The organism is Streptomyces sp. NPDC002671, from assembly GCF_053592475.1.
In genome coordinates, this window is the sequence record NZ_JBSFVU010000030.1 from 1 (window position 1) to 26,874 (window position 26,874).

The following is a 26,874-nucleotide window of genomic DNA, read 5'->3' on the forward strand; positions in this document are numbered from 1 at the left end:
TGTACGCGCGCAGCGCGGCCGTCTGCGAGGCAATCGTCTGGTCCTTCTTCTGCCGCTGCGAGGACACCCTCGCGTAGATCGCCGCCGTGGTCACCACCCGCTCCTTCCGGCACCTGTTCCTGCTGCTGGACGCCCTGTGTCCGGGCCTGGCGCTGGGGCACCAGCACCTCGTAGGCCGCCTGCAGATCCGCGGCAGCGTGCCGGGAGAAGACCCACGTCACCTCTACGACCGGCCGGTTCACGGTGGTGGCCGCCGCCCGTCGGCCTCGTCACGGAGATAGTCGGCCAGCGCCCGGGCCACCACCGCGGAGAGCGTGGCCTCGTTGGCGCGGGCATGTGCTCGGACCTGCTCGGCCAGCGACCCGGGCAGCTTGACGGTGAACACCACGTTCGCCTCGGGGACGGCGACTCGGCCTTGCGCCACGGCCTGCTCCACATACCGGTGTGCCTGACGGACCGACACCCCATATCGGGCAGCCAGCACAGCGGCCGCCTCAGCGACAGAAACCTCCGTCGCAAGAAGATCCGCTGCAGCGTTGACCCGCCAGGCGTACTCGATACCGTCGACACGATCCCCGCGCACCATGTCATGAACGTACTACCCGTCATGACGTTGCCTACTCTCGCCGCGAGGCAACTTCTCCAACCTCCGGTAGCGCAGCGTCACTTCGAAGGTGAAGTTGCCCATTGCGTTGGAGGCGTGGCCGCTGACCCCTGCGGGGTGCCACGGTCCCGCTTCTGCAAGGTGCCGTCGGGTCGTTGAAGCGGCGCTCGGAGCCACCGATCAACGTACAACTTCACCCAAACGGCGTCGGTGTGAGCTTCCACGGCCTTGACGATGAGGTCCCAGCGGACGCTGTCGAAGAACTTCTGGATGTCGAGATCGATCACCCAGTCCTTCCCCCAACACCGCTGCCGGCATCGCTCCACCGCATCAAGCGCGGACCGTCTCGGCCGATATCCATAGGAATCTTCGTGGAAGACTGGCTCCACACGGATTCCTAAGTGTCTGGCCACCACGGTTTGCGCCACACGATCGGCAACAGTAGGAATGCCAAGTGTTCTCGTGCCGCCGCCATGCTGCTTCGGAATCTCCACCGCACGCACCGGAGGAGGGAAGTACGTTCCCGAGGACATTCGATTCCAGAGCTTGTACAGGTTTCCCTTCAAGTCTGACTCGAAGTCCTCGATGGACTGCCCGTCTACCCCTGGTGCCCCTTGATTCCTCTTGACCTCCCGATACGCCTCCAACACTTCCCACTTGGAGATTTCAAACGGCTTGTTCGATGACTTCAGCTTGTCCATCGGCTCCTCCCGGAGAACGTCCGGTTGACCAGATACACACAGCCACGGATGACCCGGCCCCTTCGCTCCACCCCCGTTACAGGGGCTTCAGCACTACTACGGACCGGTCCGCCAGCACGCTCCGCGCCGGTACTCAGCCCCTCACGGTTCAGCCGCTCAGGGCGCTCCCTCTCGCCGACCTCTCGGGCCGACAGTGTCGAAGCGTGCCTTCCCACGTTCCGTGCAGGACCAGCAGACCAGGCTCACGCCACCTCCGTGCCGGGCACCACCTGACCAATAGACGGGCTCCCGTCAGGCTTATCCCAGACCCAATCCCGTGGGCCCGGTTTTGATGCCACTTCGATTTCAATAACGACACTTCAGCAGTGGTTCACTTGCGTTCGCCTTCCTGATCCCCACCTGACGCCTCTTGGACGCCTTCTCCACATCGCTCACCACGATCGCGTCACCGCTCTCGCAGCATGTGGTGGTTTGAAGCCTCCCCCCGCAGGGCGGCTCCGAAGGGCCAAACCTTCATGTCTTGCACAGCATTGCTTCCAGAACTATTCCTACATACGGTTCCTTTCGCATTCGTGGCACACGGGATCTTTGAATTGAATCTCCTCACCCTGTGCTCAGGATGGCCCCGGAGTTGCTCGCCTTGATTCCTCAGACGTGCTAATGCTGATCTGCGGGTGGATGCCGAACTGTCGGGCTGGCTCTTGGTCGGGTGGCTGGGTGGGGTCTCTCTCGCGAGTGGGAACAGGTGGTGTGGGAGCGGGTTCAGGGTTCGATGGCGAGGTGTTCGATGAGGTCGTCGCGCAGCGTGAACCGATAGCGGAGATCGATGGTGCCGCCGGGGAAGTTGCCTTCGAGGTGGTGTGTGGCGATGTAGTGGGCCGTGTCGGTCTCCTGAGCGTTCGTGAGGTGGATGGTGTAGGTGAATTCGGTGGCGGATCGGTCCAGCCACCGCTCGATCGCGGCGCTTCCCTGGTAGGTGTTGCCGTCGTCGATCACTGTGGCGTCGTCGGTGAACGTCATGACCGCGGTGGCGGTGTCGTGGACGCGGTGCGCTGTGAGGTAGCGGGTGATCACCTCGGGCAGGTCGTCCGGGGTGATGGTCCGGGGCTGGTTGTCGTACATGACGCTCCCGATGGTGGTGGCGGGTTCAGACGGTGGGGGTGGTGCCGCCGTCGATGACGTGTTCGGCGCCGACGATGGCCGAGGCGCGGTCGGAGACGAGGAAGGCGACGAGCTCGGCGACCTCCTCGGGCCGGTTGGGACGGCCGAGCGGGATGCCTCCCAGGGAGTCCATGAGCCGGCCCAGCGCCGCCTCCTGGCTGATGCCGGCGTCGTGGGCGATCCGGGTGACGAGGTTGTCGGCGGCCGAGGTCTGGACGAAGCCGGGCGAGACGGTGTTGACGCGGACGCCGTGCGGGGCGACCTGGTTGGCCAGGCCCTTGCTGTACGTGGTCAGGGCGGCCTTGGCGGCGGCGTAGGCCAGGGTGCCGTTCCACAGCGGCATGCGGCGCTGGATCGAGGTGACGTGCACGACCGCGCCTTTGCCCGTGGCGATCATGTGCGGGAGGAGTGCGCGGTCCAGGCGGACGGCGGCCAGCAGGTTCGTGTTCAGCTCCCTTGCCCAGTCGTCCTCGCCGAGCGCGGCGAATCCTCCTGCCGGCGCCTCGGAGCCGCCGAGGGTGTTGACCAGGATGTCGACGCCTCCCATGCGGGCGTCCACCTCGGCGGCGACGTGGGCCGCGCCCTGCGCCGTGGACAGGTCGGCACCGATGAACGTCTCCTCTTCGACGTCGTCGGGGCGGCTGCGGGCGGTGACCAGCACGGTCGCGCCGGCCTCGGCGAGCCGTCGGGCGATCGCGGCTCCGGTGCCCTTGGTGCCGCCGGTGACCAGAGCGCGTCGGCCTTCGAGGGATTCGCTGATGGATGTCGTCACGATGTGCTCCGTTTCCAGGCGCGGCCATACGGGGCGCCGCTCCCGTCTCGACTGCTAAAATAGAAGCTACTAACTTCGACATTAGCAGTAACTGAGGGGATGGTCGCCGTGGCAAGCCGGATCAGACTGGAGGACCGGGAGTGCCCGCTGTCCACGACGGTGGAACACGTCGGCGAGTGGTGGACACTGCTGATCCTCCACGACGCCTTCGACGGCTACACCCGCTTCGACCAGTTCCAGGAGAGCCTGGGCATCTCCTCCAGCATGCTCACCACCCGGCTGAAGACCCTCGTCGCGGACGGCCTGCTGGAGCGCCGGCCCTACCAGACCAGCCCCGTCCGGCACGAGTACGTACTCACCGAACTCGGGCGCTCCTTGCGCCCGGTGATCGTCGCCCTGGCCGCGTGGGGCAACTCCCGCCTCACGCCGACAGAGCGCAGCATGATCCTCGTCGACGCGCACAGCGGAGAGGAAGCCGAGCCCGTCGTCGTCGACGCCAAAACCGGCCGCCGACTCGACGACAGCGCCGCCTACGTCTTCACCGCGGGCCCCGCAGCCAGCGACGCGATGCGCAGCCGCTACGCGGCACGGCTCGTCATTCCCGCGGAAGAGGCGTAAGTCCGCCCGGAAGAGCCTCGTACAGCCCTGAGCCGGGCCGCAAGCACGGACTGCACTTGACCAGCCTCGCGCCATTGGCTTGTCGCCGGGGTGATATCTGCTAACCCTCCCCAGTCGTTGAGAACTGGATCAAGCGAGGCGAGGAGCAACACCGGTCGTTTCCAAGAATCCCCGTCAGCGCCAGAGAACCCGCTGGCAACCCCAACGCCTCCAGCAGCGACACGCGCATCTGAGGCAGGCCCAGCTTCACCCCGACCACCGCCCGCCACACCGGCACCCGCGACGGCAACAGATGCAGCGCCTGCTGCACCGCCACGGTCTTCCCCACCCCAGGATCCCCGAACACGCACCCGGTCCCCCGCGCCGCGACCGTATGCCCCTCCGCCTCCACCACCGCGGCAACCCCGGCCGTCGACACCAACCGCGCACCCGGCACGAACAACCGCACCCCACCCCGCTGCGGCAGGACCCCGCCCTTCTCCGGCACAGCCGCGACCGGGTCTCCCGGCTCAGCGTCGACCACCGGCAGGCCCTCATCCGCCCGCTGAAGCTCCAACTCGGCCAGGAACCGGTCATAGCGGCCGGCCTCGCCCCGTCCCCGCGCCAACCGCGCTACCTGAAGCACCCGCCCCGCGCGCAGATCCCGGCTCACCGAACGGCGCAACGTACCCAGCGATGGCACACCCTCCACCGCACCGTCGTCCGTCATCCGCCGGTGCAAAGCCGCGACGTTCCCACCCACCTCCGCCAACTGCGCCCACCACGCATCCGACAACGAGAACCCACCCCGGCGCGATCTGCCCTCCAAACGCGCCGCCCGGGCCTCGGACAACCACCGCCACACCGTCCGCCCGGTCACCCCGGCAGCCTCGGCCATCACCTGCGCATGAAGCGACGACACAGAACCAGACGCCTCATCCACCGCCAACAACCGACGCACCACCACACCACGCGCCAGCCGAACGCCCTCGCTCATACCAGCCAGCACACCCCCGGCCCCGACACCCCGCACACAGGAATGAGCAACCCCATGACAGCCACTACGAAACGATGAGCCGCGTCGTACGACCGCGGGCGCGGCTGTAGCAGGTCAGGGCCCTCGGCCCCGGAACGGCAACGTGGAACCATCAAGAGATGACCGCGACGAATCACGGGGACGACCGTGCCTTCCGGCGCGAGACCGAGCAGATCGTCAACGAGATCGCCCAAGAACTCCGCACGCTGGACAGCGGGACAACCTGGTTCTCCGGACTCTGCCCGGCGCGCCGGCAGGAGGTCCTGCAGGAGATCGCCGGCTACGCGATGCAGGCGCACATCACGGCCGCGGACGGCCGCGCGGGCGTGGCACGCTCCGGGATAAAACCCACGGCGAACCCCTCGGTGATGATCTGCATGGACCCACCCCGCTACGGGTTCGCCAACCTCCCCGCCGACGAACACGTCAAAGCGTTCCGTGTCCTTGTCTCCGTGTTCGCCATCGCCGACACCCGCCGCAGGAAGACGTACTGCAAGGGCACCTGCGGACACACATGGCACAACCTGGCCGCCCCGTCAGGAACCGTCCCCACCCGCTGACAACCAACCGCTGCCACCACACCACCCACTCACAGGCGGGCAGTTCAAAGAGCTGCTACGGGAGCGCCGCGGTGCCGTGGACCACCCGCTACCTGGACGCCGCCGTCGAGCAGCTGCGGGCGCTACCAGCCCAGCAGCGCGAGCACCAGGTGCTGGGCCGCTACACCTTCCGCGCCTTCGGCCCGGCCGGCGGCGGGCTGCGGTCCCTGCGAGGCCCGGCGGAGGTATGAGGACGACGAGGCCGGAGCGGACTGAGTGTCAGGATCCGGCCAGGGCGCTGATCAGCGCGCGGCCCGGGCCACCACTTCTCGATGGCCTGATATGACAGATCCTGGTCATTGCGGCCATGTCCGATCGGGCGGAATGATCAGGGCATGTCCCCGCACCGCGTCGTGATCGTCGCCTTCCCCGGCATCGAGCTGCTGGACGCCACCGGACCCGCCGAGGTGTTCTCCGTCGCCTCCAGGGTTGCCGGAGCCGACCGGCCCGGCTACCTCGTGCGGATCGCGACGGCCGACGGCGGCCCGGTGACCACCTCCAGCGGCGTCCGGCTGATGGCCGACCTGGCCCTCGACGACGTGACCGGCCCGATCGACACCCTGCTGGTGTCGGGGGCGATCGAGCTCGTCGACGGCGGCGTGGAGCCGGTGATCGACCACGAGGTCACCGACTGGCTGCGCCGTGCGGCACCCCGGGCCCGGCGGATCGGATCGGTCTGCGCGGGAGCGCACCTGCTGGCCGTCGCCGGACTACTCGACGGCCGGCCCGCCACCACGCACTGGCTCACCGCAGCCAGACTGGCCGCCGAACACCCCGGCGTCCGGGTCGATCCCGACCCGATCTTCATCCGGGACGGGCGAGTGTGGACCTGCGCCGGCGTCACCTCAGGGATGGACATGGCCCTGGCCATGGTCGCCGAGGACCACGGCCAGGAACTCGCGCTCGCGACCGCCCGGATGATGGTGATGTACGTCAAACGCTCCGGCGGGCAGAGTCAGTTCAGCGTGCCGCTCTCCGTGCAGAGCTCCTCGGACGACCGGATCGACGAGCTGCGGATGTGGATCGCCGAACACCTCACCGAGGACCTGTCACTCGAGGCCCTCGCGGCCCGGACACACCTGAGCACGCGCCACTTCACCCGGCTGTTCCGTCAGCGCACCTCCACGACACCGGCCGCCTACGTGGAGGCAGCCAGGCTGGAGGCCGCCCGGCGATTGCTGGAGGACAGCGACCGGAGCCTGCCGGTGGTCGCCGCCGCCAGCGGCCTCGGCTCCGTGGAGACGCTGCACCGCGTCTTCCGGCGGCGGCTGGGCACCACCCCGGCCGAGTACCGCCGCCGCTTCTGACCCACACCACCCACACCACCTGCCGGCCAGCGGACACATCCGCGCACCGGCCGAGCCCCGCCATGCCCGCACGGCGTGGCATCGACCAGCACACTTCGGAGGAAAGCCATGCCCCGTACGAAGGTCGTCCCGATCCCGGTCATGGGCCGGCACAACATCAACGCGTACCTGCTGCTCGGCCGCCGACCTGTCATCGTCGACGCCGGAACCCCCGGCAGCGGCCAGAAGATCCACGACCAGATCACCGCCCACGGCGTCGACCCCACCGACGTCTCACTGATCGTCATCACCCACGGCCACATCGACCACTTCGGCTCCGCCGCCGAACTGCACCGGCTCACCGGCGCGCCCGTCGCCGGCCACATCGCCGACCTCGGACCGTACCGCTCCGGCCGGGTCCGCGAACCGTACCTGCCCACCGGCCCGATGGGCCGCCTCATGGATCGCAATCAGAAGCTCCACGCCCGGGCCGAACCCTTCGAACCCGCGGTGCTCATCCGCGGCGAGACGAGCCTGGAGGACTTCGGCCTCGCGGCGCGCATCATGCCCACCCCCGGCCACACTGCCGGATCGGTCTCCGTCCTCACCGACGACGGCGACCTCGTCGCCGGCGACCTGATCGCCAACTCCTTCATGGGCCTCATCCCCGGCAAACCCGCCAACCCACCCTTTCATGACGACCCCCGGCAGAACCTCACCAGCCTCCGCGAGATGCTCGCCCTCAACCCCACCACCCTCCACGTCGGCCACGGCACCCCGCTGGATCCCGACCGGGTACGGCAGTGGGCTGATAGGGAACACGACCGCCTCGCGCGACTCGGAGCCGCCGGACGCCTCACCACACGCAGTGAGTGACGCACCATTGCACGGTCCGGCACCGGGACGGCCCCCAGCAACGGCCTGCCGGCTTGGCGGCCTGCCGGCTTGGCGGCCTGCCGGCTTGGCGGCCTGCCGGCTTGGCGGCCTGCCGGCTTGGCGGCCTGCCGGCTTGGCGGCGGCAGCGTCCCAGGGCCGGCCAGCCCCACCCAGCGCGCCGTCAACCCTGTTGGACCCGGCCGAGCGGCCCGAGGCCGGGAGCCGCGTCAGCCGACCGGCGGCAGGTCCTGCAGAGCCGGATGCGGCGGCATGCCGTGCTGGACATCGGCCGCGGTCGCGAGGACGCGTGTCTGGGCTCCGTCGCCCTGGTAGAACGGATAGTCCGTGTAGCCGGCCTCCCCTCCGCCGTAGAACGTGGTCGGGTCGGCCGCGGTCAGAGGCAGGTTCTCCCGGTAGCGGCGGACCAGGTCCGGGTTGGCCAGGAACGGCGTGCCGAAGGCGACCAGGTCGGCGTGCCCGGCGTGTACCGCTGCCTGGGCGCGCGCAAGGTCGTAGCCGTTGTTGGCAATGTACGCACCGGCGAACCTCGTCCGCAGCGCGAGGTAGTCGACGGATGCGGTCTTCGTCATCATGTCGCCCTCCAGGACGTGCGCATACGCCAGGCCGCGCGGACTCAGCTGCCCCAGGAAATACTCGAAGTGGCCCTGCGGATCGGAATCCGACATCGAGTTGAAGCTGTTCTCCGGCGTCAGGCGCACGCCCACCCGCTCGGCGGGCCACTGGGCACACACTTCGTCGAGGACCTCGTTCAGCAAGCGCATGCGGTTGGCCGCGCTGCCGCCGTACGCATCGGAGCGGTGGTTGGTCCCGTCGCGCAGGAACTGGTCGATCAGGTAGCCGTTGCCGGCGTGGACCTCGATGCCGTCGAAGCCCGCCTGCCTGGCCAGCTCGGCGGCGCGGCGGAACTGCGCGACGATGCCCGGCAGCTCGTCGCGTTCGAGCTCGCGGGGCGTCACGAAGTCCTGCGGGCCGGCGTAGGTGGCGGCTTGGCCGACGGGTCCAAGCGCCGAGGGGGCGACGGGCGTCGCCCCGTCCAGCAGGCTCGGATGGGAAACGCGGCCACAGTGCTGCAACTGCACGAAGATGCGCCCTCCCTCCTCGTGGACCGCCTCGGTCAGACGCTGCCAGCCGGCCGCGTGGGCGTCGGTGTGCAGGCCGGGGGTGAAGGGATAGCCCACCGCCTGCGGTGAGACCGTGGTGGACTCCGCGATGATCAGGCCCGCGGTGGCGCGCTGCCGGTAGTGGGCGACCATCAACGGGGGAACGCACCCGTCCGCGTCGGCGCGGTTGCGGGTCATCGGCGCCATCACCATCCGGTTGGCGAGCCTGACGTCGCCCAGGTCGAACGGCGCGAACAAGTCGAAGGGCATGTGGAGCTCCAGCGTTGCAGTGAACATCGTAGGACAGCTGCCCTAGAGGGCCGTCACGCTAGGTCGCCCGCACTGGCGGTGTCAACGACTTGACGACCTAGGACAGTTGACCTACGTTGTGGCTCTAGGTCGACTGTCCTATGACGGAAGGGGATCACCGTGACTGCTGTGGCGACTCGTGAACAGATCGTGGCGGCAGCAGACAGGCTCTTCTACCACCACGGCTACGAGCACACCTCGTTCGCGGACATCGCGGGAGCCGTCGGACTGTCGCGGGGCAACTTCTACTACCACTTCAAGTCCAAGGACGCGATCTTGGACGCGGTGATCGACGCCCGCCTCGCAGACACCCGGCGGATGCTGGAGCAGTGGGAGGCCGAGGCACCCACCCCGGCCGACCGCATCATGCGGTACATCGAGATCGTGCTGACGAACCGCGCCGACATCCAGGACTACGGCTGCCCCGTGGGCACCTTGACCACGGAGCTGGCCAAGCTGGAGCACGCCATGCTCGGCCAGGCCAGCCGTCTGTTCGCCCTGTTCCGCGCGTGGCTCCGGCAGCAGTTCGCGCTGCTCGGGCCGGCCGAGCAGGCCGACGAGCTGGCGATGCACGTGCTCGCCTTCAGCCAGGGGGTCGCCGTCATGGCCAACGCCTTTCGAGACGAGGCGTTCATCCAGCGGGAAGTCGACCGGATGCGCAACTGGCTGAGCACCTACGAGAAATGAGAGATCGCATGTTCGTGATCCTGCTTCGGTTCTCCGACAACTCGGGCTCCGCCAGCCAGCACATGGCCGGCCACCAGGAGTGGATCAAGCGCGGCCTGGACGACGGGGTCTTCCTGCTGGTTGGCAGCATCCAGCCGGGCCTCGGCGGTGCGGTCCTCGCCCACAACACCTCGCGCGAGGTGCTGCAGAAGCGCGTCGACGAGGACCCGTTCGTCGCCCAGGACGTTGTCACGGCGGAGATCATCGAGATCGCGCCGGGACTGGCGGACGAGCGGCTGAGCTTCCTGCTGTGACGGCGTCGTTCCTCGGCCCCGACACCACCCCGCGCGAGGTGTACCGGTGCCCGAAGAGCCGGTCGATCAGTTCGGCCACCCTCGCCAGGGTCCACCGCTGGTCCTCGCTCCAGCCATGCGCGGCCGGCCCGGCCCCCAGCTCGGGCTGAAGCCGCTCCGCCTCATCTGACCCGCCTGGACCGCGAAGTCCTGAAGAACTGGCGCGTTCTCGGCAAGGTACGCACCGACCCAAAGCGGGCGACCGCCCTGGTGAGGGCTCTGCTGGTCCTGACGAACCGCGAAGTCTCCCGGTGACCGACGATCTTCGCCGAAGTCATCCGCCCGCGACCAGCACGAGCATCCCGGACATCACGCACACCAGACCCTTGACCTGCAACTTCACGATGCACAGTGCCAAGTGGTCAGTTGTCCCCGAGTGCCAGCTTGATGCCGAAGCCAACGAGTACCGTGCCGGTGATCGCGTCGATGACCCGCTGCACCGAGCCGCGGTTCAGCCACCGGCGGACGAGCTGGGTGCCGAATATCAGCGCGCTGAACCAGACCAGCCCCTCCAGGTCATGCACGGTCGCCAAGACAACCCCCATCAGCAAATGCGGGGCGCCGCTGGGGATGAACTGGGGCAGCATCGCCATGTAGAAGACGCCGTTCTTCGGGTTCAGCAGGCTGGTGCCCAGCCCGCACGCCCAGGACCGTGCCCACGTCGCCTCCGCGGTCGTGGCTCCCGCTCCGTTCGCCGTATCCCCCGACACGGGCCGGCCGCGCTCCTTGAGCGTCCGGCGAAGCATGCCGATCCCCAGCCACGCCAGGTACCCGGCACCGGCCACGCGCAGCGCGTCGTACAGCAGATGGGATGCCGTGAGCACCGCCGCGGCACCGAGCGCGGCGGCCACGCCCCACACGAGGACGCCGCAGAGGATCCCCAGCGCCGTCGCGAAGGCCCGGCGCCTGCCCAGGGTGATGGCGGAGCGTAGCACCAGAGCGGTGTCCAGTCCCGGCATGATGGTCAGCATGCCTGCCACTACGGCGAAGGAGGCGATAGCAGAGGAAACGGTCATGCGGCCATCCTGAAGCCGCGGCCGCGATCACGTCCAATGCGGTCTGCTTCACTGCGCATCAGCAGGACTGATGCCGCTGGTCGCTCAGCACTTCGCCCCTGGGAGTCGGCCGCACCTCAAGCGCTCCCTCGGTTGTCTCCGGCTTGGCACAACCGGTCAGCGGAGGTCCTTGTCGCTCAGCGCTGGGCGGTCGGGAAGGCATCGATGTCGGCAAGTTCCTTGCGCAGGCGTTCGGCGCGGTCCGCCAGCACCACTCGCCGCTGCATCACCCACACCAGCGCATCCGCCATCAGCTTTCCTTCCGCGCGGAGCGTACGAGGCGGTCGCCTGCCGGCGATGCGATTCCGGTGAACCGGCCACACGACGGACGATCACCTGCTGGCGACCACACCCCCGACCAGCGCGAGCATTCCACCCAAACCCCACACCAGCCCGCTGACCAGCGACTTCAGGTTGGAAAAGGCTCACTGAGCGTGACGCCTGGGAGAGGGCGGCTGATGTCAGAGGCATCCGGTTGGATGAGCCATAACTGTCTACGACGTAGCCCGCCGACTTCCCGCCATCACTGACCTTCGAAGGCCGGGGGGCGGAAATTCCCGTTGTCGGTGAGCGAGTCGGACCCGGAGGTCGTCTACATCAGGGGGGACGCCTCCGCATACGACGTGACCTCGGTGCTGGACGCCCCTGGTCCAGCGGTTCCCGCAGCGGCACACTGGTGATCAACGACAACGGGCGGCCGTTCCGCACGAGTGGCAACAACGGCCGGCCCGCCTACGAGTTTCCGCTGGGCGGCTCGGGCTGGGTCCCGGAGGGCACGACCCAGTGACCCGGTCGGGTCAGCAGCCGATCGTGACCCACTTGTGGACGGGGTAGGTGCGGCTCGTGTCCTCCCTGACGCTCGACAGGATGTCGAGTTCGGCGCCGGTGGGCGGGGCCACCAGCCGGAACGTCACCCAGGCATCACCGACGGAGTCCGTGATGCCTGACGTTCCCGAGGTGTAGCCCTTCTTGCCGGGAATCCAGTAGTCCACCCACACCGGTTGCCGCGCGAATCTGGATGCGTCGGAGAGGTCGTGCGAGATGTGCACGGTCACGTCCACCGCGCGGATGGAGTACGGCCATGTGCCGACGGTGGTGCACTGCTGGAAGGCGGTGGTGTAGGCGTCGTCGAACCACCACTCCCTGTCGACCCCGGTCGTGTTGTCCCGCGTGCAGTGGAGCAGGGGGCGGGTCAGCGTGGTGCTGTAGTAGGTGCCGTCGGTCCAGGCGACCTCGTAGCTGATGCTCAGCGTCGCGTCGGCGGGCGGGTTGTCCACCGTGTAGTTGAAGGTGACGTTTCCCTTGGTCGGGTCGAACTGGCCGAAGAGCGTGCCGTATTTGCTGGTGCCGGGGATGGTGTAAACGGCGGTGATCTTGGAGTTGGCGGGGCTGTGTGAAACGGCTTCCAGGTTCAGGGTGACCCGGTCTACGGGTACGGCGGTGGTCGTCTTACCGCTCCCAGTGGTGTCCATTCCGCAGTGCTGGTCCACGTAGGCCGCCACCGGCCCGTCCAGACCGGCGTAGGCGGGCGACGCTCCGGCGGCGGTCAGGCCGATGAGCAGGGCCAGACTCGCGATCAGTGCGCTCAGCGCTCTTCGTGATCTCAGTACGCTCAATGGCCTTGGCGGTCTTGGTGCTCTCCTGATCATTTTGATCTCTCCCCCAGGGTCGATGATGCTGTTCGGTGCCGGAGCCGGGTCAGCAGGCGATGGTGACCCAGCCGTGCGCGGGTACCGTGGCCAGGTCGAACTTGCCGCTCGCCAGGACGTCGAGTTCGGCGCCGGTGGGCGGGGCGAGGAGCCGGAACGTCAGCGTGGCCCTGCCGTTGGCGTCGAAGATGCCGCTGGCTCCCGGGGTGTAGCCCTTGGTGCCGGGGATCCAGTAGTCGGCCCAGACCGAGTTCCCCGCGTACCACTCGGGCGAATAGGGCGAGCCGCGCGAGATGTTCACCGTCACGATGTCCGCGCGAATGTAGGCGTGCCGGCCGCCGACGCCGAGATCGATGGTCGTGCAGCGCTGGGACACGCTGGTCATGTCCAGGAAGTTCAGCCACGTGGACGTGTTGAAGGCGGTCGTGTTGCTCAGGGTGCAGGGCGCCAGCCAGGTTTCGATGGTATGGCTGTAGTAGGTGCCGTCGGGCCAGCTCACCTGGTAGTTGACGTCCAGCTCCGCGCCCAGCGGCGGGTTGGACACCTGGAAGGTGAGCGTCGTGTTCGACCTGACGGCGTCGAACTCGCCGGTGGTGGTGCCGGTCTTGGTGGTGCCGACGACGGTGTAGGTCGCGGTGATGCCGGCGTCGGCGGGGTCGTGATCAACGGCCTCCAGGTTCAGGGTGATGCGGTCCACGGGTACCGCGATCGACAGGGGGCCGCTCCCGATGGTTTCCACGGCGCAGTGCTGGTCCATGTTGGGCGACACCGGGCCGTCCAGACCGGCGTAGGCGGGCGATGCGCCGACGGCGGTCAGGCCGATCAGGACGGCCAGACCCGCGACGACTGCCTTCAGTGCTCTCAGAGGTCTCCATGTCATTTCGCACGCTCAGCAGGCGATGGTGGCCCAGGAGTGGCCGGGGAAGGTCCGCGAGCCCGCTTGGCCGCTTGCCAGCACGTCGAGTTCGGCGCCGGTGGTGGGAGCGATGATCACGAACGACAGCGTGGCATTGCCGTCGGAGTCGAAGACGCCGGACGCTCCCGAGGTGTAGGTCTTCTGGCCGACGATCCAGTAGTCGGCCCAGACTGACCGGCCCGCGTACCACGAGGGCCAGTAGGACGAACCGTGCGCGACGTTCACCGTCGCGATGTCCTCGCGGATATAGGCGTGCCTGCCGCCGACGCCGATGTCGACGGTCTCGCACCGCTGGGAGACGCCGGTCACGGTCACGTAGTCGTTCCACGTCGAGGCGTCGACGTAGGTGGTGTTGTCCAGGGTGCAGGGGGCCAGCGGAGCGCTCACGAAGTTGCTGTAGTAGACGCCGACGTCGTGCCACCACACCTGGTAGGTGACGGTCAGTGTCGCGCCCGGTGGCGGGTTGGACACCGAGAAGTTGAACGTGGCGTTCTTCCTGGCGGTGTCGAACGCGCCGGTGGCGGTGCCGGTCTTGGTGCTGCCGCTGATGGTGTAGAAGGCGGTGATGGTGGAGTTGGCGGGCGCGTAACCGACGGACTCGAGGTTGAGGGTGATCCGGTCGACGGGTATCGCGATCGTCATGGGACCGCTGCCACTGTTCTGCACGGCGCAGTGCTGGTCCAGGTTGGGCGCGACCGGTCCGCCCGGGTCGGCGGAGGCGGGTGACGCCCCGGCGGCGGTCAGGCCGATCAGGATGGCGAGAGCGGTGGTCACCGCTCTCCAGGATCTCCAGGTCTTCCAGGTTCTTCGGGTCTTTCGGGCCATCGCGGATACCCCCCAGGTCGTTGGTGCCGGACGGTGCTCTCCACTTGCGGCGGCAGAGACGCCCGTACGGCACCTACGGTTCCTGGCCCGGTGCAGCTCCGCTCAGTCCCAGCGGCAGGCCACTTCGTTCTCGTAGTTGACCGGGCCGGTCCAGCCGAACGCGGCCGGTATGTCGGCGGAGCGGCGGGCCGGGACGAGGGGCTGCGCCCCCTCCGTGACCCGGACAGCCCCAGGACGTCGGCGACGACGCGGAGGCGCGGTTCTATGTGTCCGCGCCTACCAGGGAGTGTGCGCCGCTTGCCAGGTAGAGAAACGGGGCGTTGGCAGGTGTCGACGGACGGGGTCAGGCAGCTGCGCGTCGTATGTGCAGATGACCATCGAGAGGGTAGGAGGGAGGAGCCGACGGCAGGATTCTGTCGAATTGGTAGCCGTTCTTCTCGGCGACGCGGCAGGATGCCAGGTTGTCGACCTGATGGACGGCCTTGGTACTGGCGGGCTCGCGTATTCAACTGCCTTCGGTTCTCCGGGGCGTCCAGCCTGGTGGTGACCGCCAGTGGTCTCCAGAGGCGTATCGGCTCCAGGTGCTTCCGGCCTCGGAGGCCAGCTTGGCCGTGGTAACCCGGTGGTAGCTCAGAGCCTCCGCGACGACCGGAACGGGCATCTCCAGCACGTGTTGCCGGATCGCAGCGGTGCGGCCGGCGGTGGTGGGAATGCCGAGGTCGTTGAGGAGGTCCGCAAGGACGTCGGGGTGAAGCGGTTGCCCTAAGCCTGTGCGTGCCGACAATCCGGTCACCCTGTGCGACCTGCGCGTACTTGTGGATGAGGCCGCCATGGCGGTCGCGCCGGATGACACGGGACGGGCCATCGGCGGCGGGTGGTTCGGGCGCGCCGACACCGTCGGGGCATCGCTGTCCGAGTGATCGGTGAGGCCGATGTTCGTCGTGGTGACCGGCATACTCGTCGACGACGAGGCGCAGGTGGCGCTCGCCGGTGATCAGGACCCGGTCGGTGGCCTCACGGCGGCATGATCCGACCCAGCGCTCGGCGATCGCGTTCATCCGGGGCACGCCCGGCAGAATGGGCACCACGCGGGCGCCGATGGCGGCGAAGACCGCATCGAAGCCCTCGGTGAAGTAGCCGGCATTGTCGCGGATCAGGTACCGGATGCCGGCGCTGCGCACCTCGTCCAGGCTCATCAGCCGGTTGCGGGCCTGCCGGGCCGCCCATTCGGTGGTGACATTGCGAGTGACGCCGGCGATGTGCACCCTCCGGGTGCCGTGCTCGATGAAGAACAGGACGAACAGGCGCCGCAGGAAGACCGCGTCCACATGGAAGACGTCGACGGCGAGGATCCCCTGGGCCTGCGCGGTGAGGAACTTCGCCCAGGAGCGGCCGGCCCGCTGGGGCACCGGATCGACCCCGGCCCGCTGCAAGATCTCCCAGACGGTGGATCCGCCGATACCCCCATCCGTCGTACTCGCGGGCCAGGCGCAGCGCCACTGCCAGCGCAGCACGGTACGTGGGGTGATCAGCAGCCTCAGCGTCGAACGGCGAAGCCTACCCAGCAACTGGAGCAAGGCTGCGAGCACCGCGCGGTCCCCGCCGCTGAAGGCGGGCTTTGGGCTGCTGCGCTGCAGGACGGCCAACTGCTGCCGGAGCACCAGTATCCCGACATCCTTGGCCGCCGAGGACCGCGCCAGCAAGCGCAGCCAGCCCAGCAGCAGGCAGCCGAATCGGCAGACCAGACGGAACGTCATGACTCCCGAACGTGCGCCGACGCGCTCACGAGTCCCTTCGACCCGATCACGTCGTGACCCCCAAGTCACAGCTCAGCGCAGGTGACAAGAACGTCGGCACCCACAGGGTCATTTCGACTTGCCTATTGGGAAAGCCACAGTTAACTTTCCCAGTAGGCAAGTTACGCGGGGGCGGTCCAGCCTGATCCGGTCCGGCGCGCCCCTGCGGTCCAGCAACGTTGTCGGGGAGGCGATGGCATGACTACACCGGTGGATGCCGAGGGGGCTTGGCGGGATCTGCAGCGGATCCGGGTGCCGCAGGAGCGGGTGTACGACGAGATCGAGCGACGCGCGCACGGTGATCCCAAGGCGACCTACATCACGGCCGCGATCATGTGGGTCTTCCTCGCCAGCATGGGGCTCAAGCTCCCGGCGTGGGGCCTGTGGCTGATGCTCGCCGCCTATGCCAGCATCCTGGGCACCCTGGCCGTCATCTACAGCCGCCGCGCCCGGATGCAGTTGCACCGCTCCCGGTACAGCTGGCGCAGCTTCGCCACGTTCATCGCGGGCGGGTGCGTCACCGGCGGCACGATCCTGCTCTCCGACCACCTGGCGGGCTCGCTCGCCCTGCCCTACCCCAGTCTGATCACGGCCACCGCCGCAGCTGCCGTGTTCGTCCTCTTCACGGGACCGGCGAACCGCTGGGCGGTCAGCCCACTCCGCGAACGCGCGCTGCGAGGCCGCGCCACACAAGCCATTCACGAGGAGGCGGGCCTATGAGCACCCCCACGGGCTTCGACGAACTGATCCATCCTTCCACCCGGTTGTCCGTGGTGGCCCTGCTGGCCGCCACTGAGTGGGCCGACTTCCAGTTCATCCGCGACAGCCTCTCGCTCAGCGACTCCGCGCTCTCCAAGCAGCTGCACACCCTGGAGGAGGCCGAGTATCTGGAGATCCGCAAGGAGGGCGGCGGGCGCAAACGCCGCACCAAGGTACGGCTGACGGCCCGCGGACGCACCGCCTTCGAAGGCCATGTCACCGCTCTCCGCGCCATCGTCGAGGGTGCGGGCCACGCGGCGGCGCAGCAGACGGCACCCGAACAGCAACACGCGGAGGCGAGCCGATGACCAGCACCCCCACCACAGCCGCCGGCTCCCGCCAACCGGTCGTCTCCGCACGGGGCCTGCGGATGTCGTACGGCGGCACCGAGGTGCTCCAGGGCGTCGACCTGGACATCCACCGCGGGGAGATCTTCGCCCTGCTCGGCCCTAACGGCGCCGGGAAGACCACCACCGTCGAGATCCTGGAGGGCTTCCGGCAGCGCTCCGCCGGCGAGGTCCGGGTCCTCGGCAAGGACCCGGCGCACGCCGACGATACCTGGCGCGGCCGGATCGGCCTGGTGCTCCAGTCGTGGCGCGACCACCGCCGCTGGCAGGTCGCCGAGCTGCTGCGGCACTTCGCGACGTACTACCCCGATCCGCGTGACCCGGAAGAGCTGCTGGAGCTGGTCGGTCTCACCCACCGGGCCCGGCACCGGGTCGACCAGCTGTCCGGCGGCCAGCGGAGGCGCGTCGATGTCGCGCTCGGCATCGTCGGCCGCCCTGAGCTCCTCTTCCTGGACGAGCCGACCACCGGCTTCGACCCCGAGGCGCGCCGCGAGTTCCACGACCTGGTCGAGCGGCTGGCCCGCGACGAGGGCGTCACCATCCTGCTGACCACCCATGACCTGGCCGAGGCCGAGCGGCTCGCCGCCCGGATAGCGATGCTGGTCAACGGTCGTATCCGGGGCTGCGGCACACCCGCCGAGCTCGCCCGGCGGGCCGCGGCTCAGGCGGAGGTCCGCTGGACGGCGCCGGACGGCGCGCCGCGCCGCGAGCGCACCGCGGATCCCTCCCTGCTGGTCTGGGAGCTGCACTGCGAGGCCGGCGGGCCGATCGCCGACCTGGAGGTCCGCCGACCGACGCTGGAGGACACCTATCTGCACATGGTGCACGAGCACGCCGACGGCACCACGGACGCCGGGACTGCCGACAACACAGCCCTGGTGGGCGCCGGGACGGGGGAGGAACGATCCGCATGAGGCAGACGGACATGACAGCGGTGCGGCACAGGACCACGCGGGGCGGGACCGGCGCGACGGACGGGGCGGCCAGCGCCCCAGGGCCGGACCGCGTTCGCGGCCGGCGACTGCGCTCCTGGCAGGCCGGGCTGCGGCGCGGCGGTATAGAGGTGCGTCATCTCCTGCGCAGCCGCAAGGAGTTCGTCAGTCATCTCAGCAATGTGGTGGTCGCCTTGATGGTCGCCTCCTTCATCCATGACGACCTGCCCGGCACCCATATCCCCGCCGCGCACCTGACGATCGCCGGGTTCGCCGCGTATCTGCTGTTCCAGGTGGGGCTGATCAACCTCCCGCAGATCCTGGTGACCGAACGCGACGAGGGCACGTTGCTGCGGCTGCGGGCCACGCCCGGCGGCATACTGGCCTATCTCGTCGCGAAGTCCGTGCTGATCGTCATCATGGCGATGGGCATCATCACCGTTCTGCTGGGCGCCGCCGCATTGTTCGTGGACGGGCCGCTGCCGCACAGCCCCGGCAGTTGGCTGACGCTGATATGGGTGATCGCCCTCGGTCTGCTCGCCGTCGTACCGCTGGGCGCGGCCATCGGCGCCGTGCTGCCCAACGCCCGCGAGGCGCTGGCGATGATAATGCTGCCTGCGATGGCGCTGCTGGTGACCTCGGGGGCGATGTTCCCGATCAACCGGCTGCCGGTGGTGGTGCAGGACGTGGCGTCCGTCTTCCCACTCCGGTGGATGGCGCAGGGCGTGCGCTCGGCCCTGCTGCCGGACGCCGCGCGGGCCGTGGAGCCGTCCGGCTCCTGGCAGCTGCCCACCGTCGCGCTGGTGCTGGCCGGCTGGGCCGTCATCGGCTTCCTGCTCGCCGTCCCGCTGCTGCGCCGCGCAGCCCGCCGCGAGTCCGGCTCCCGGCTGACCGAACGCCAGGGCAAGGCGCGTCTGAACGGCGCGCTCACGACATGACACGCCCTTTCGGCACCGCGGGCCGGAGCGGCATCCAGCCCACCCCCACAGCCATGGCGCGCCGCCCATGCGTACCGCGAAGCCATCACCCAGGCGCATACGGACCTCGCCGCGCTCCAGAACGCCGACGCCCCCGTCCTGCCCGGACGCCGAGGTCCTCAGCCCACAGCCGTGATCAATCTCGGCTCTACTTCCTGTACCTCAACTACAAGTGCCGCCAATTGCATCGGATGCGGACTGGCGACGGTAGGTGCATCGCGTCCGATGCGATGTGCGGCTATACAGCTGACCAGCGGCGTCGGACGTCTGGGTGGACTGTGACCGTAGCGCTTGGCGCGGGGCAGTAGCGAACCCTTGTCACTCGTGGGGGTGGATGGCGCATGGGGTCGCACTGCTGCGGCCGGAAGAGCAGGTTTTCACCGCGATGTTGGGCGGATTCTCCAACCAGCAGCTCGCGCGGAACCTGGCCCGCTCAACGGTCGGGGGCCGGGAGAACACGGTGAAAGCGTTCGCCGCCTACGTGAACGCCTTCCCGTGGCAGTGGACACCGGCGATGGTCGACGAATTGGCTTGGTGACCTGCGCTCATTGCGTGACCTGAAGCGATCGACGATCCGCTCGTACTCCGAAGCCGTCCGCGCCTTCTGCCACTTCGCCACCGACCCCCTCTACGAGTGGGCCACCACCTGCGAAGAGCAGTTCGGTTCCCACCCGGTCCAGGTCGTGCACGAGTGGAACACTGCCGTCCACGTCCAGGACAACGAGTCCGACGCAAAGAAGCGGGTCTTCACCAAAGCTGAGCTGCCCGCCTTCTTCGCTCACTGCGACGACGAGGTCGCCCGCATCCGGGCCTTCGGCCGCAAGGGCTGGCTGCCGGCCTTCCGTGACGCGGCCCTGTTCAAGACCTCGTACGCCTTCGGCACACGGCGGAATGAGACGCGGATGCTGGACGCCGCCGACTTCGGCCGGAACCCGCACGGAGCCGAGTACGGCGAGTTCGGTCTGTGCCGGGTCCGCTTCGGCGTCCACAGGTGTCCGCGCGGCGGTTGGCCGAACGCGACGAGACGGCCGTCGAGGTGCGGAAGGAGGCGACTTGGGCCGAGGTAAAAGAGCCCGGGCGGCCTGTGGTGGCTACATCTGCTTCGAGGACGAGGCGGGCTTCACCTGTCGGCCGCCCAAAGGACGCACCTGGGGCCGGCGCGGCCGCACACCGGTCGTGACAGTCAGCGGGCGGCGCTCGGGACGGCTGTCGGTGGCCGGACTGATCGCGATGCGGCCCGGCTCACGAACCCGGTTGTGCCACCGCTTGCGCACCCACCCCGCGGGCAAAGGCAAGCGCCGCAGCATGGGCGAACGCGACTTCATCGCGCTGATCGACGGCGCCCACCAGCTCGTCAAGGCGCCGGTCGTGCTGGTCTGGGACCGGCTCAACATACACATCTCCCAAGCCATGCGTGAGCTGATCACTGAGCGTGAATGGCTGACAGTGTTCCTGCTGCCCGCTTACTCACCTGACCTCAACCCCGTCGAGGGCGTGTGGGCACACGTCAAACGCAGCCTGGCCAACCTCGCCGTCGTCGCCCTCGACCGCCTGGAAACGCTCGTCCGCAACCGGCTCAAACGCCTTCAATATCAGCCCGACACCCTCGACGGCTTTCACAGCAGGCACCGGCCTGCCCCTCGAAAATCGAGCGTCACCTTGACGAGCCGAAGTCAGTAGGGCCTGACCGCAAACACCATGCCAATGTCGCCGGCCTGCTGCACCGGGTCCTGCTCGGTGCTGACCGTGAAGCCGTGCGTGAGGAGGACCTCGCAGACTGTGTCGCGGTTCTGCTGCCAGCGCTCCACCTCGACGACGGCCTGGCGGACCAGCGGCCAATGCCGTTCCTCGATGCCTCTGAGCACATCGAGTTCGGCGCCTTCCACATCAACCTTGAGCAGGTCGATGTGGTCGATGCCCTGCTCGTCGAGCACTGATGACAGGGGCCTGACCTTCACCCGGTGCGTCTCAAGCCGCCGCATCACCCGCAGCTTGCGGCCGACGAGAAGAGTGAGGATGGGAGCGGGTACGCGGCGCAGGACCGGTCCCAGGCCGCCCTGGCGGATCATTTCCACAACGCTGGCGGTGACCCGCCGCCGCTCAGCCTCGATGTTCCCCTGATCCCGCGATGAGGACGAGAAGATCGTGGCGGCCGGAATGTAGCTGAAATCGAGCTCGTCGTCACGGGACGCCAGGCCGTAAGGGAGCGCGGTCAGACGTCCGTTGAAGAATTCGCGGGCATTGCGTTCGAGTGTCGCGTGGAGTGGCGGCACCGGCTCGAAGGCGTAGATCCGCACGTCCCCGTCCAGCCGCTCATAGACGGCCGCCGAGAACACACCGATGTTGGCGCCCACGTCGAGTACCGTCGCGCCCGGTGTGCACTCGACGCCGTGGGTGAAGTAGCCGCCCACCTCCTCGCGCAGGAAGGACGCCTCCCAACGATTGATACTGTGCAGTTCAATCGTGTTCATGACCATGACAAAGTCATTTATCAGGATTGGAGTCAACAATCCAGCCCACAGGCTTCACTTCGGCCGCGTCCCTGATCCACACGGTGTGACACCACCCCATTCTCATAGCAGTGACAGGTGCCCGGGCGAGGGAGGCCACTGCCCGGTGACCTTGCCTGACAGGTCGACGTGTCCAGCTCTGCCCTGCGCGTGGACGACGGGTTCGCAGCTGGCCGCCGTCACGGCGAGCAGCAGCGGGAGCGGGTAGTACGGCTTGCCGCCGCCGAGGAGCACCAGGATGCAGAGCGCCGGGTAGGCGAGCGCCAGCGGCCGGGCCCAGCGCAGCTCGTCATCGCGGAGCAGCCGGCGCAGGCCCGCTATCGCCACTGGAACGAGGATCGGGGAGAACTGGAGCAACTGGAGCCGCAGGAACAGCAGTCGTCCCGATCGTCCGGCGGGGTGGTTTTGCCGATGAGTTCACCGTCCTCGAACGGTCTACCCAGCGACACGACCGTTCTCGACAGGAGTGCCATGTCCACCATCCAGCCAGTGATCGTGACTGCCGACCAGGACGTTCTGCTCGGCTTCTATACGAAATTGTTCGGCGCTGAGGAGATCTTCCGGGTACCGGCCGAAGGCCCGGCCTTCTACCTCGGCTTGCGCATCGGCGACACCGACCTCGGGCTGGTGGCCAAGGCGAACCCGGAGACTGGCGCGGCGTCGCGGATCCTGCTCAGCATCGGTGTCGACGACGTCGACGAGACGCTCGGCCGGGTGGCGGCGCTGGGCGGCTCGGTCCGCAGCGGCCCCAACGACATGCCGTGGGGACAGCGCGTCGCCCACATCCAGGACCCCGACGGCAATCCGGTGAACCTCACTCAGCCGATCCCGGCCCGGTGACGCTGTTCCGGGGGCATGTGCTGATCGTGGGCTACCTGCGGTAGAGACCAATTGTCGGTAGTGGCCTCGATGTTCGTCAGGACGAGCAGCGCGAAACAGGTGGGTGGCGCGGGCGGGGTCAGTACGGAGCTTGGTGAGGATCCGCCAGTTCTTCAGGTGGGCAAAACCGCGTTCGACGGGGACGCGTCCGACGGCCAGGACCCGGTTGGCCTCCTTCTCGGCGGATGCGAGCCTGCGTGCGCGGGTGGCCTTGGAGCCGGTGACGACCACGGGATCGTCCCCGTCGTCGTCCAGGCCGAGGAAGCCCAGGTCGGCCACGGCGCCGAGGCCGGCAGCACGCAGGTGGGCCAGGATGCGGTCGCGGCGGGCGGCGGTGATGTCGTGGGTGCGGCCGAGCCGGGCGGCCGATATCCACACCAGACGGCCCCGCTCGTCGGTCAGCGCGAGGACGTGCAGGCCGTGGCGGCGATGCAGCCGAAGTAGTTCGGGCGGTTCGCCTCTCCGGTACGCCACTGGGTGAGGATGAGGGTGCCGTCGATCAGGACGACCTCGCCGCCCCGCCGGGCGATCTTCTTCAGGGCGTGGTCCAGGCGAGGGGCCTTCGCGGCCAGCAGGTGGATCAGCTCGTCGCGCCAGCACCGGATGGTGGTGGCGGAGATGTCGTTGCCGCCGGCCATGTCGGCCAGGCGCTGATCGTGCCGCAGCACGGCCAAGACGATCACCGTGATCCTCGCGGGCGGCAGCGCCCGCCACCTCGACCGTATCGCTTTGAGATGGCGTCGCAGGAGGTCGGTGAGGTAGTGCATGGTGTGCGTGGACAGCGGCAGGCGGCACTGGTAGACCAGGGACACGGTGTCCCCGGCGTGCTCTTTGGTTTTCGTCACACAATTCCAACAGCCGCCGGGGGCACCTTGGTTACGCCCCGATCGCCGTGCGGACCGTTCACGGGCGGGTGGTGAACTTCCCGTCGGGTCGTTTGTGCAGCCAGCCGCGGTCGGCCAGCTTCGTGGGCTTCCCGCGCAACGGCTCCAGCTTGCCCCGTACCCCGGTGTCCAAGCCCAGCACCTCGCCGATCTGCCGGGTGGAGACCGGGCCGGCGGCCTGCCGCACCGCCCGACCTGCCACCTGGACCACCGGCGACCCGGCCTCCGTGCGCTCGTCGGCGAGTTGCTCGCTCATCCCCTGCCAGACGATCTACACCCCAGACTGCCGCCCACGACCAGCACGAGCACCCCGAAACGACATCACACCCAGCACCCTGACCAGCCACTTCAAGATGGCGCAGCTTCCATGAGGGTCCGTCAGCTTGCTGGCGGACCCTCATGGAAGATCGAGGCCGACCCGCGGATGAGACCATCCGACGGTCAGAACAGTCGGTGCTTCAGGTCACCATTTGATGGCGTTCACCGTGCTGTTGTGATCGGCGGCGGACCGGACGGTGAACTGGACGTTGGTGGTGGAGTCGTAGAAGGTCTGGCCCGGCTGCCAGGTGGCCATGTCCAGCGTGCTGCAGCCTGCCGGCGGCGCCGCGGCCTTGGGGTTGGACACGACCCGGATCGGTCCCCGGCCGGTCGCGGTGGAGGTGTCGACCTTGTAGATGAGGACGCCGGTGGAGCAGGCGTTGGCGTCGTTGTGTGCCTTGCGGCGGGCCTCGGCGACGTAGGCAGTCGTGGGGCCGGTTTTGACCACCAGGAGCTTGTGACCGCCGGTGTACTCGACCCCGTTCAACGCGATGGTGTTCTGGGTCCTGGGCTGGAACACACAGACGACCTGGTTGTCACCGATCCACCCGAACTTCCACGATTCCCAGCCGAAATACTGCGGGCCCCGGCCGGTGATGTGGCCCATGAGGTCCCAGCCGCCGGTGTACTGGAACTGATCACCGCTGAAGGCGTACAGATCGGGCGCTCCGAAGAGGTGCAAGGTCTCGTGGTCGGCTACCTTGAAACCCCAATACCACATGTCCGTACCGAACGTCGCCGCCAAACGGATCCTGGTGCCGTTGATGACGATCGGGTTGGAAGGGGTCCAGAACCATGCGGAGGAGTGGCCGATCCGGGAGTGGTTGGTCGGGACGATGTAGAACAGGTCGTACCCGGCCAGGCTGGCGCCGGCGTTGGCTGCGGCCCGGAGTGCGTCGGTCACGTACCGGGTGTGCTGCTGGTAGGTGAGATTGCCGAATCCGTAGGAGCCGGAGCTGGACGGCATCCGGATCCACCGGTTCAACACCGATCGCATGTTCAGCGAGGTCTTGCCGTACGAGGCGTTCCGCATCCACTCGGCTGCCGGGGACAGGAGGTTGTAGTAGTCGGCAACGGCGCCGGCGCCGGGCGTGTCGGGGAAGTCCACGTACACCACGCCGACGTTCTTGGTGCCGACGGGGTTCTGGTACTGGGTGTAGTCGGTGTTCTGGCCTTCGTTCAGCTCAGTTCCTCGCCCCCGCAGCGCACACTGCGAGGTGCTTCCGTTGAAGGCGTGGGCCCGCTGGCCGGGGGCGGCGGTCACGGCGAGCAGAGCCAGCAGGGTGCACAGGGCGGAGGAGAGGAGAGCGCGCCGCATTCGTTGGGTTGAGAAGCGCATGGGGCATGCCTATCGGGAGTGGGGGAATTGGTGGCGGCTGTCGTGCCATCAGCTGCCACCGGAGAGCTTTCTACAGATGGCGTGGCAGGTGCGGGACACTCGCCCAGACGGGCGAATCATTCAACCCGAAGGGCGCGGCGACCCCGGTCGCGTGGCGTTGTCCGCGCTGTCCAGTGCGTTGCGCTCCTTGGCCGCCGTGACCATCCAATCGCGAACCATCCCGACCTGCCGCTCAACGGGCTGTCCCGTTAACGGCGGAGGCCGAGGAGTGGCCAGCCTCCCTCGCCTCCTTCCCGCTGGGGCAGTGGATCGCCGACACTCGCCGCTTCCACGCTCGCGGCAACATGGGTGACAGGCTCATTGAGCAGCTGGAGAAGCTCGGCATGGCCTGGTCCGACTACTACACCGCGTGGGAAGAGGGGCCTGGCGGCCTCGCGAGGATGGGCCGCCCAGAACGGGCACCTGCTCGCCCCCACCGACGCCACCCACCGGGGCCACAAGATCGGCGTCTGGCTCAGGAACGCCCGCGCCTTCGCAGGGCCTACGCCCGTCGCGAATGTTCGGGCCGCTCCCACTCACGCTCGCGGGCCCTCGCCCTGGCCGTCACCTTGTGTGCAAGCGCTGCTCGGTGGCCGCGATGCTGTGGGCTACCTGCCCGAAAGGGAAACGATTCGGCATTCCCGTTCGGGGGACAATGCGCTTATCCCGTAGCTTTCGGGGCATCGCTGGCACTGACGCACCGGTAACCGACAGAGAGAAATCCCTGTGTCTCTTCGTTCCGTCACGGCGGCCGTCGGTGCTGCCTGCAGTGCCTTCGTCCTGCTTCTGGCTGTACCTGGCGCAGCCTCTGCAGCGACCGGCCAGTTCCGCTACACCTACACCACCGCCGAGGGATACGAGGCCGTCGGGTTCCTGAACAACCCCGCCGGCGGCACGTGCATCAACCTCTCCGGGCCGGGCTCCGCACCCGGAACAGCCCCAAGGGCGCCCAAGAACCACACGGACGCCACGGCCACCGTCTTCCTCAACGCCGACTGCGAAGGCGACACCTATTTCACCCTGCCTCCGGGCGCGGGCGCATCCGACCGCCTCCTCCTACGATCTGTCGTCTTCTCCTGAACAGGACCCCCTGTACGACCTGACCCTGTACCGCCCGGATGGCACAGCCGCGGTACGCACGGGCACACGCCTTCGCAGCCGCCGGTCAGGGGCAGGCATGCGCAACACCCCGGCTCCTCCCGAAAGGACATCCATCATGACCGCCAGCAAGCGCGAACAGTTCAACGCGATCGACACCGACAACGATGGCTACATCACCGCTGACGAACTCAAGGCATCCCTGAACGGCAACAACCGCATCAGCGACGAGCACATCACCACCATCGTCCAGATGGCCGACGAAAACGGCGACCGCCGCATCGACTTCGACGAATACAGCCGGTTCGTCCGCTGACCCGCTCACACGGACAACTCCCCTCGTAAGCAGCGTTACTCCATCTGTCGGTGGGTGCCTGCCGGCACCCACCGACAGATGGCTACTGGGCTGCCTGCCGTTTGTGCGGTGGTCTGCAGCGACCTCTTAACCCGCCGCGGGTGAGCAGCCCTTG

The 26,874-nt window shown here is 68.2% G+C and carries 34 protein-coding genes and 5 pseudogenes; 20 read left to right on the forward strand and 19 right to left on the reverse strand.

Going from position 1 to position 26,874, the window contains the following annotated elements; translation table 11 throughout:
• Positions 1 to 238: 238 nt before the first annotated feature.
• From ACWD35_RS34625 to ACWD35_RS34640, 4 genes are all read right to left on the reverse strand, one after another.
• A complete protein-coding gene (locus ACWD35_RS34625; RefSeq protein ID WP_451355315.1) occupies positions 239 to 424 on the reverse strand; it encodes a hypothetical protein in 186 nt (61 codons plus the stop codon).
• Positions 425 to 663: 239 nt separating this feature from the next.
• Positions 664 to 1,305 carry a reverse transcriptase domain-containing protein gene (locus tag ACWD35_RS34630; protein WP_451355316.1) on the reverse strand — a complete coding sequence of 214 codons (642 nt, stop codon included), beginning with the start codon at positions 1,303 to 1,305 and terminating at the stop codon, positions 664 to 666.
• A 762-nt stretch (positions 1,306 to 2,067) separates the two neighbouring features.
• The gene (locus tag ACWD35_RS34635; RefSeq protein ID WP_451355317.1) at positions 2,068 to 2,427 is read right to left on the reverse strand and encodes a nuclear transport factor 2 family protein; all 360 of its coding nucleotides are present in this window, start codon (positions 2,425 to 2,427) and stop codon (positions 2,068 to 2,070) included.
• 25 nt (positions 2,428 to 2,452) lie between these two features.
• A complete protein-coding gene (locus ACWD35_RS34640) occupies positions 2,453 to 3,238 on the reverse strand; it encodes an SDR family oxidoreductase (RefSeq protein ID WP_451355318.1) in 786 nt (261 codons plus the stop codon).
• A 99-nt stretch (positions 3,239 to 3,337) separates the two neighbouring features.
• Between ACWD35_RS34640 and ACWD35_RS34645 the strand changes: the two genes are divergently transcribed.
• Positions 3,338 to 3,856 carry a winged helix-turn-helix transcriptional regulator gene (locus tag ACWD35_RS34645; RefSeq protein WP_451355319.1) on the forward strand — a complete coding sequence of 173 codons (519 nt, stop codon included), beginning with the start codon at positions 3,338 to 3,340 and terminating at the stop codon, positions 3,854 to 3,856.
• A 100-nt stretch (positions 3,857 to 3,956) separates the two neighbouring features.
• Here the strand turns inward: ACWD35_RS34645 and ACWD35_RS34650 are convergent, their stop codons facing one another.
• On the reverse strand, positions 3,957 to 4,832 hold the full coding sequence (locus tag ACWD35_RS34650) for a hypothetical protein (RefSeq protein WP_451355320.1): 876 nt from the start codon (positions 4,830 to 4,832) through the stop codon (positions 3,957 to 3,959).
• Between the two features lie 158 nt (positions 4,833 to 4,990).
• Here ACWD35_RS34650 and ACWD35_RS34655 point away from each other — a divergent pair, with 158 nt between their 5' ends.
• The 4 genes from ACWD35_RS34655 (at position 4,991) to ACWD35_RS34670 (ending at position 7,632) form a co-directional block, all read left to right on the forward strand.
• Positions 4,991 to 5,431, forward strand: a complete 441-nt coding sequence (locus ACWD35_RS34655) for a DUF5958 family protein (protein WP_451355321.1) — start codon at positions 4,991 to 4,993, stop codon at positions 5,429 to 5,431.
• Positions 5,432 to 5,502: 71 nt separating this feature from the next.
• Positions 5,503 to 5,661, forward strand: coding sequence for a hypothetical protein (locus tag ACWD35_RS34660; RefSeq protein ID WP_451355322.1), 159 nt, complete (start codon positions 5,503 to 5,505; stop codon positions 5,659 to 5,661).
• A 144-nt stretch (positions 5,662 to 5,805) separates the two neighbouring features.
• The gene (locus ACWD35_RS34665; protein ID WP_451355323.1) at positions 5,806 to 6,777 is read left to right on the forward strand and encodes a GlxA family transcriptional regulator; all 972 of its coding nucleotides are present in this window, start codon (positions 5,806 to 5,808) and stop codon (positions 6,775 to 6,777) included.
• A 108-nt stretch (positions 6,778 to 6,885) separates the two neighbouring features.
• A complete protein-coding gene (locus ACWD35_RS34670) occupies positions 6,886 to 7,632 on the forward strand; it encodes an MBL fold metallo-hydrolase (RefSeq protein ID WP_451355324.1) in 747 nt (248 codons plus the stop codon).
• A gap of 227 nt (positions 7,633 to 7,859) precedes the next feature.
• On the opposite strand, the gene ACWD35_RS34675 is transcribed toward ACWD35_RS34670, so the two are convergent.
• Positions 7,860 to 9,023 carry an alkene reductase gene (locus tag ACWD35_RS34675; RefSeq protein WP_451355325.1) on the reverse strand — a complete coding sequence of 388 codons (1,164 nt, stop codon included), beginning with the start codon at positions 9,021 to 9,023 and terminating at the stop codon, positions 7,860 to 7,862.
• A 168-nt stretch (positions 9,024 to 9,191) separates the two neighbouring features.
• Between ACWD35_RS34675 and ACWD35_RS34680 the strand changes: the two genes are divergently transcribed.
• Both ACWD35_RS34680 and ACWD35_RS34685 read left to right on the forward strand, forming a co-directional pair.
• Positions 9,192 to 9,749 (forward strand): TetR/AcrR family transcriptional regulator, encoded by a 558-nt coding sequence (locus ACWD35_RS34680; protein WP_451355326.1) that lies wholly within the window; start codon positions 9,192 to 9,194, stop codon positions 9,747 to 9,749.
• Positions 9,750 to 9,757: 8 nt separating this feature from the next.
• Positions 9,758 to 10,042 (forward strand): YciI family protein, encoded by a 285-nt coding sequence (locus tag ACWD35_RS34685; protein ID WP_451355327.1) that lies wholly within the window; start codon positions 9,758 to 9,760, stop codon positions 10,040 to 10,042.
• Here the strand turns inward: ACWD35_RS34685 and ACWD35_RS34690 are convergent.
• Together ACWD35_RS34690 and ACWD35_RS34695 are read right to left on the reverse strand one after the other, a co-directional pair.
• Complete coding sequence (locus tag ACWD35_RS34690) at positions 9,990 to 10,121, reverse strand: hypothetical protein (RefSeq protein ID WP_451355328.1); 132 nt, start codon at positions 10,119 to 10,121, stop codon at positions 9,990 to 9,992. The two genes, ACWD35_RS34685 and ACWD35_RS34690, sit on opposite strands and share 53 nt — an antisense overlap.
• 322 nt (positions 10,122 to 10,443) lie before the next feature.
• Positions 10,444 to 11,097 carry a LysE family translocator gene (locus ACWD35_RS34695; RefSeq protein WP_451355329.1) on the reverse strand — a complete coding sequence of 218 codons (654 nt, stop codon included), beginning with the start codon at positions 11,095 to 11,097 and terminating at the stop codon, positions 10,444 to 10,446.
• Positions 11,098 to 11,672: 575 nt separating this feature from the next.
• Here ACWD35_RS34695 and ACWD35_RS34700 point away from each other — a divergent pair.
• Positions 11,673 to 11,923 (forward strand): annotated as a pseudogene (locus ACWD35_RS34700) (transcriptional regulator); the annotation flags it as partial.
• 10 nt (positions 11,924 to 11,933) lie between these two features.
• Here the strand turns inward: ACWD35_RS34700 and ACWD35_RS34705 are convergent.
• The 4 genes and pseudogenes from ACWD35_RS34705 to ACWD35_RS34720 all read right to left on the reverse strand — a co-directional run.
• Positions 11,934 to 12,752, reverse strand: coding sequence for a hypothetical protein (locus ACWD35_RS34705; RefSeq protein WP_451355330.1), 819 nt, complete (start codon positions 12,750 to 12,752; stop codon positions 11,934 to 11,936).
• Positions 12,753 to 12,834: 82 nt separating this feature from the next.
• A complete protein-coding gene (locus tag ACWD35_RS34710) occupies positions 12,835 to 13,665 on the reverse strand; it encodes a hypothetical protein (protein WP_451355331.1) in 831 nt (276 codons plus the stop codon).
• A 9-nt stretch (positions 13,666 to 13,674) separates the two neighbouring features.
• Positions 13,675 to 14,475 carry a hypothetical protein gene (locus tag ACWD35_RS34715; protein ID WP_451355332.1) on the reverse strand — a complete coding sequence of 267 codons (801 nt, stop codon included), beginning with the start codon at positions 14,473 to 14,475 and terminating at the stop codon, positions 13,675 to 13,677.
• A 168-nt stretch (positions 14,476 to 14,643) separates the two neighbouring features.
• Positions 14,644 to 14,724, reverse strand: a pseudogene (locus ACWD35_RS34720) (DUF4253 domain-containing protein); the annotation flags it as partial.
• 572 nt (positions 14,725 to 15,296) lie between these two features.
• On the opposite strand from ACWD35_RS34720, the gene ACWD35_RS34725 reads away from it, so the two are divergent.
• Positions 15,297 to 15,446 (forward strand): hypothetical protein, encoded by a 150-nt coding sequence (locus ACWD35_RS34725; RefSeq protein WP_451355403.1) that lies wholly within the window; start codon positions 15,297 to 15,299, stop codon positions 15,444 to 15,446.
• A 39-nt stretch (positions 15,447 to 15,485) separates the two neighbouring features.
• Here ACWD35_RS34725 and ACWD35_RS34730 read toward each other — a convergent pair.
• A pseudogene (locus ACWD35_RS34730) lies at positions 15,486 to 15,722 on the reverse strand (integrase); the annotation flags it as partial.
• 81 nt (positions 15,723 to 15,803) lie between these two features.
• On the opposite strand from ACWD35_RS34730, the gene ACWD35_RS34735 reads away from it, so the two are divergent.
• The 8 genes and pseudogenes from ACWD35_RS34735 to ACWD35_RS34770 form a co-directional block, all read left to right on the forward strand.
• Positions 15,804 to 16,340 (forward strand): hypothetical protein, encoded by a 537-nt coding sequence (locus tag ACWD35_RS34735; RefSeq protein ID WP_451355404.1) that lies wholly within the window; start codon positions 15,804 to 15,806, stop codon positions 16,338 to 16,340.
• A gap of 180 nt (positions 16,341 to 16,520) precedes the next feature.
• On the forward strand, positions 16,521 to 17,042 hold the full coding sequence (locus ACWD35_RS34740) for a hypothetical protein (protein WP_451355333.1): 522 nt from the start codon (positions 16,521 to 16,523) through the stop codon (positions 17,040 to 17,042).
• Positions 17,039 to 17,389, forward strand: coding sequence for a transcriptional regulator (locus tag ACWD35_RS34745; RefSeq protein ID WP_451355334.1), 351 nt, complete (start codon positions 17,039 to 17,041; stop codon positions 17,387 to 17,389). The genes ACWD35_RS34740 and ACWD35_RS34745 overlap by 4 nt, the downstream gene beginning before the upstream one ends.
• Positions 17,386 to 18,342 (forward strand): ABC transporter ATP-binding protein, encoded by a 957-nt coding sequence (locus ACWD35_RS34750; protein WP_451355335.1) that lies wholly within the window; start codon positions 17,386 to 17,388, stop codon positions 18,340 to 18,342. Before ACWD35_RS34745 ends, ACWD35_RS34750 begins: the two co-directional genes overlap by 4 nt.
• Positions 18,339 to 19,298, forward strand: a complete 960-nt coding sequence (locus ACWD35_RS34755) for an ABC transporter permease (RefSeq protein ID WP_451355336.1) — start codon at positions 18,339 to 18,341, stop codon at positions 19,296 to 19,298. Before ACWD35_RS34750 ends, ACWD35_RS34755 begins: the two co-directional genes overlap by 4 nt.
• Before the next feature lie 373 nt (positions 19,299 to 19,671).
• Positions 19,672 to 19,875: a hypothetical protein gene (locus tag ACWD35_RS34760; RefSeq protein ID WP_451355337.1), complete on the forward strand. Its 204-nt coding sequence runs from the start codon at positions 19,672 to 19,674 to the stop codon at positions 19,873 to 19,875.
• 10 nt (positions 19,876 to 19,885) lie between these two features.
• Entirely contained in the window at positions 19,886 to 20,404 is a 519-nt protein-coding gene (locus ACWD35_RS34765; protein ID WP_451355338.1) for a hypothetical protein, read from the forward strand.
• A pseudogene (locus ACWD35_RS34770) lies at positions 20,323 to 21,000 on the forward strand (transposase); the annotation flags it as partial. The gene ACWD35_RS34765 and the pseudogene ACWD35_RS34770, both read left to right, overlap by 82 nt.
• 10 nt (positions 21,001 to 21,010) lie before the next feature.
• Here ACWD35_RS34770 and ACWD35_RS34775 read toward each other — a convergent pair.
• Together ACWD35_RS34775 and ACWD35_RS34780 are read right to left on the reverse strand one after the other, a co-directional pair.
• Entirely contained in the window at positions 21,011 to 21,814 is an 804-nt protein-coding gene (locus ACWD35_RS34775) for an FkbM family methyltransferase (protein ID WP_451355339.1), read from the reverse strand.
• A 96-nt stretch (positions 21,815 to 21,910) separates the two neighbouring features.
• Entirely contained in the window at positions 21,911 to 22,174 is a 264-nt protein-coding gene (locus ACWD35_RS34780; protein ID WP_451355340.1) for a hypothetical protein, read from the reverse strand.
• Between the two features lie 144 nt (positions 22,175 to 22,318).
• Here ACWD35_RS34780 and ACWD35_RS34785 point away from each other — a divergent pair, with 144 nt between their 5' ends.
• Positions 22,319 to 22,687, forward strand: a complete 369-nt coding sequence (locus tag ACWD35_RS34785; RefSeq protein ID WP_451355341.1) for a VOC family protein — start codon at positions 22,319 to 22,321, stop codon at positions 22,685 to 22,687.
• Between the two features lie 156 nt (positions 22,688 to 22,843).
• Here ACWD35_RS34785 and ACWD35_RS34790 read toward each other — a convergent pair.
• The 4 genes and pseudogenes from ACWD35_RS34790 to ACWD35_RS34805 all read right to left on the reverse strand — a co-directional run.
• Positions 22,844 to 23,200: pseudogene (locus ACWD35_RS34790) on the reverse strand (transposase family protein); the annotation flags it as partial.
• On the reverse strand, positions 23,125 to 23,571 hold the full coding sequence (locus ACWD35_RS34795) for a hypothetical protein (protein WP_451355342.1): 447 nt from the start codon (positions 23,569 to 23,571) through the stop codon (positions 23,125 to 23,127). The pseudogene ACWD35_RS34790 and the gene ACWD35_RS34795, both read right to left, overlap by 76 nt.
• Before the next feature lie 58 nt (positions 23,572 to 23,629).
• Positions 23,630 to 23,866 carry a hypothetical protein gene (locus tag ACWD35_RS34800; protein ID WP_451355343.1) on the reverse strand — a complete coding sequence of 79 codons (237 nt, stop codon included), beginning with the start codon at positions 23,864 to 23,866 and terminating at the stop codon, positions 23,630 to 23,632.
• A 207-nt stretch (positions 23,867 to 24,073) separates the two neighbouring features.
• Positions 24,074 to 25,267 carry a M6 family metalloprotease domain-containing protein gene (locus tag ACWD35_RS34805; RefSeq protein WP_451355344.1) on the reverse strand — a complete coding sequence of 398 codons (1,194 nt, stop codon included), beginning with the start codon at positions 25,265 to 25,267 and terminating at the stop codon, positions 24,074 to 24,076.
• A gap of 765 nt (positions 25,268 to 26,032) precedes the next feature.
• Between ACWD35_RS34805 and ACWD35_RS34810 the strand changes: the two genes are divergently transcribed.
• Together ACWD35_RS34810 and ACWD35_RS34815 are read left to right on the forward strand one after the other, a co-directional pair.
• Positions 26,033 to 26,386 (forward strand): hypothetical protein, encoded by a 354-nt coding sequence (locus ACWD35_RS34810; RefSeq protein ID WP_451355345.1) that lies wholly within the window; start codon positions 26,033 to 26,035, stop codon positions 26,384 to 26,386.
• A gap of 136 nt (positions 26,387 to 26,522) precedes the next feature.
• The gene (locus ACWD35_RS34815; RefSeq protein ID WP_451355346.1) at positions 26,523 to 26,720 is read left to right on the forward strand and encodes an EF-hand domain-containing protein; all 198 of its coding nucleotides are present in this window, start codon (positions 26,523 to 26,525) and stop codon (positions 26,718 to 26,720) included.
• Positions 26,721 to 26,874: the final 154 nt, after the last annotated feature.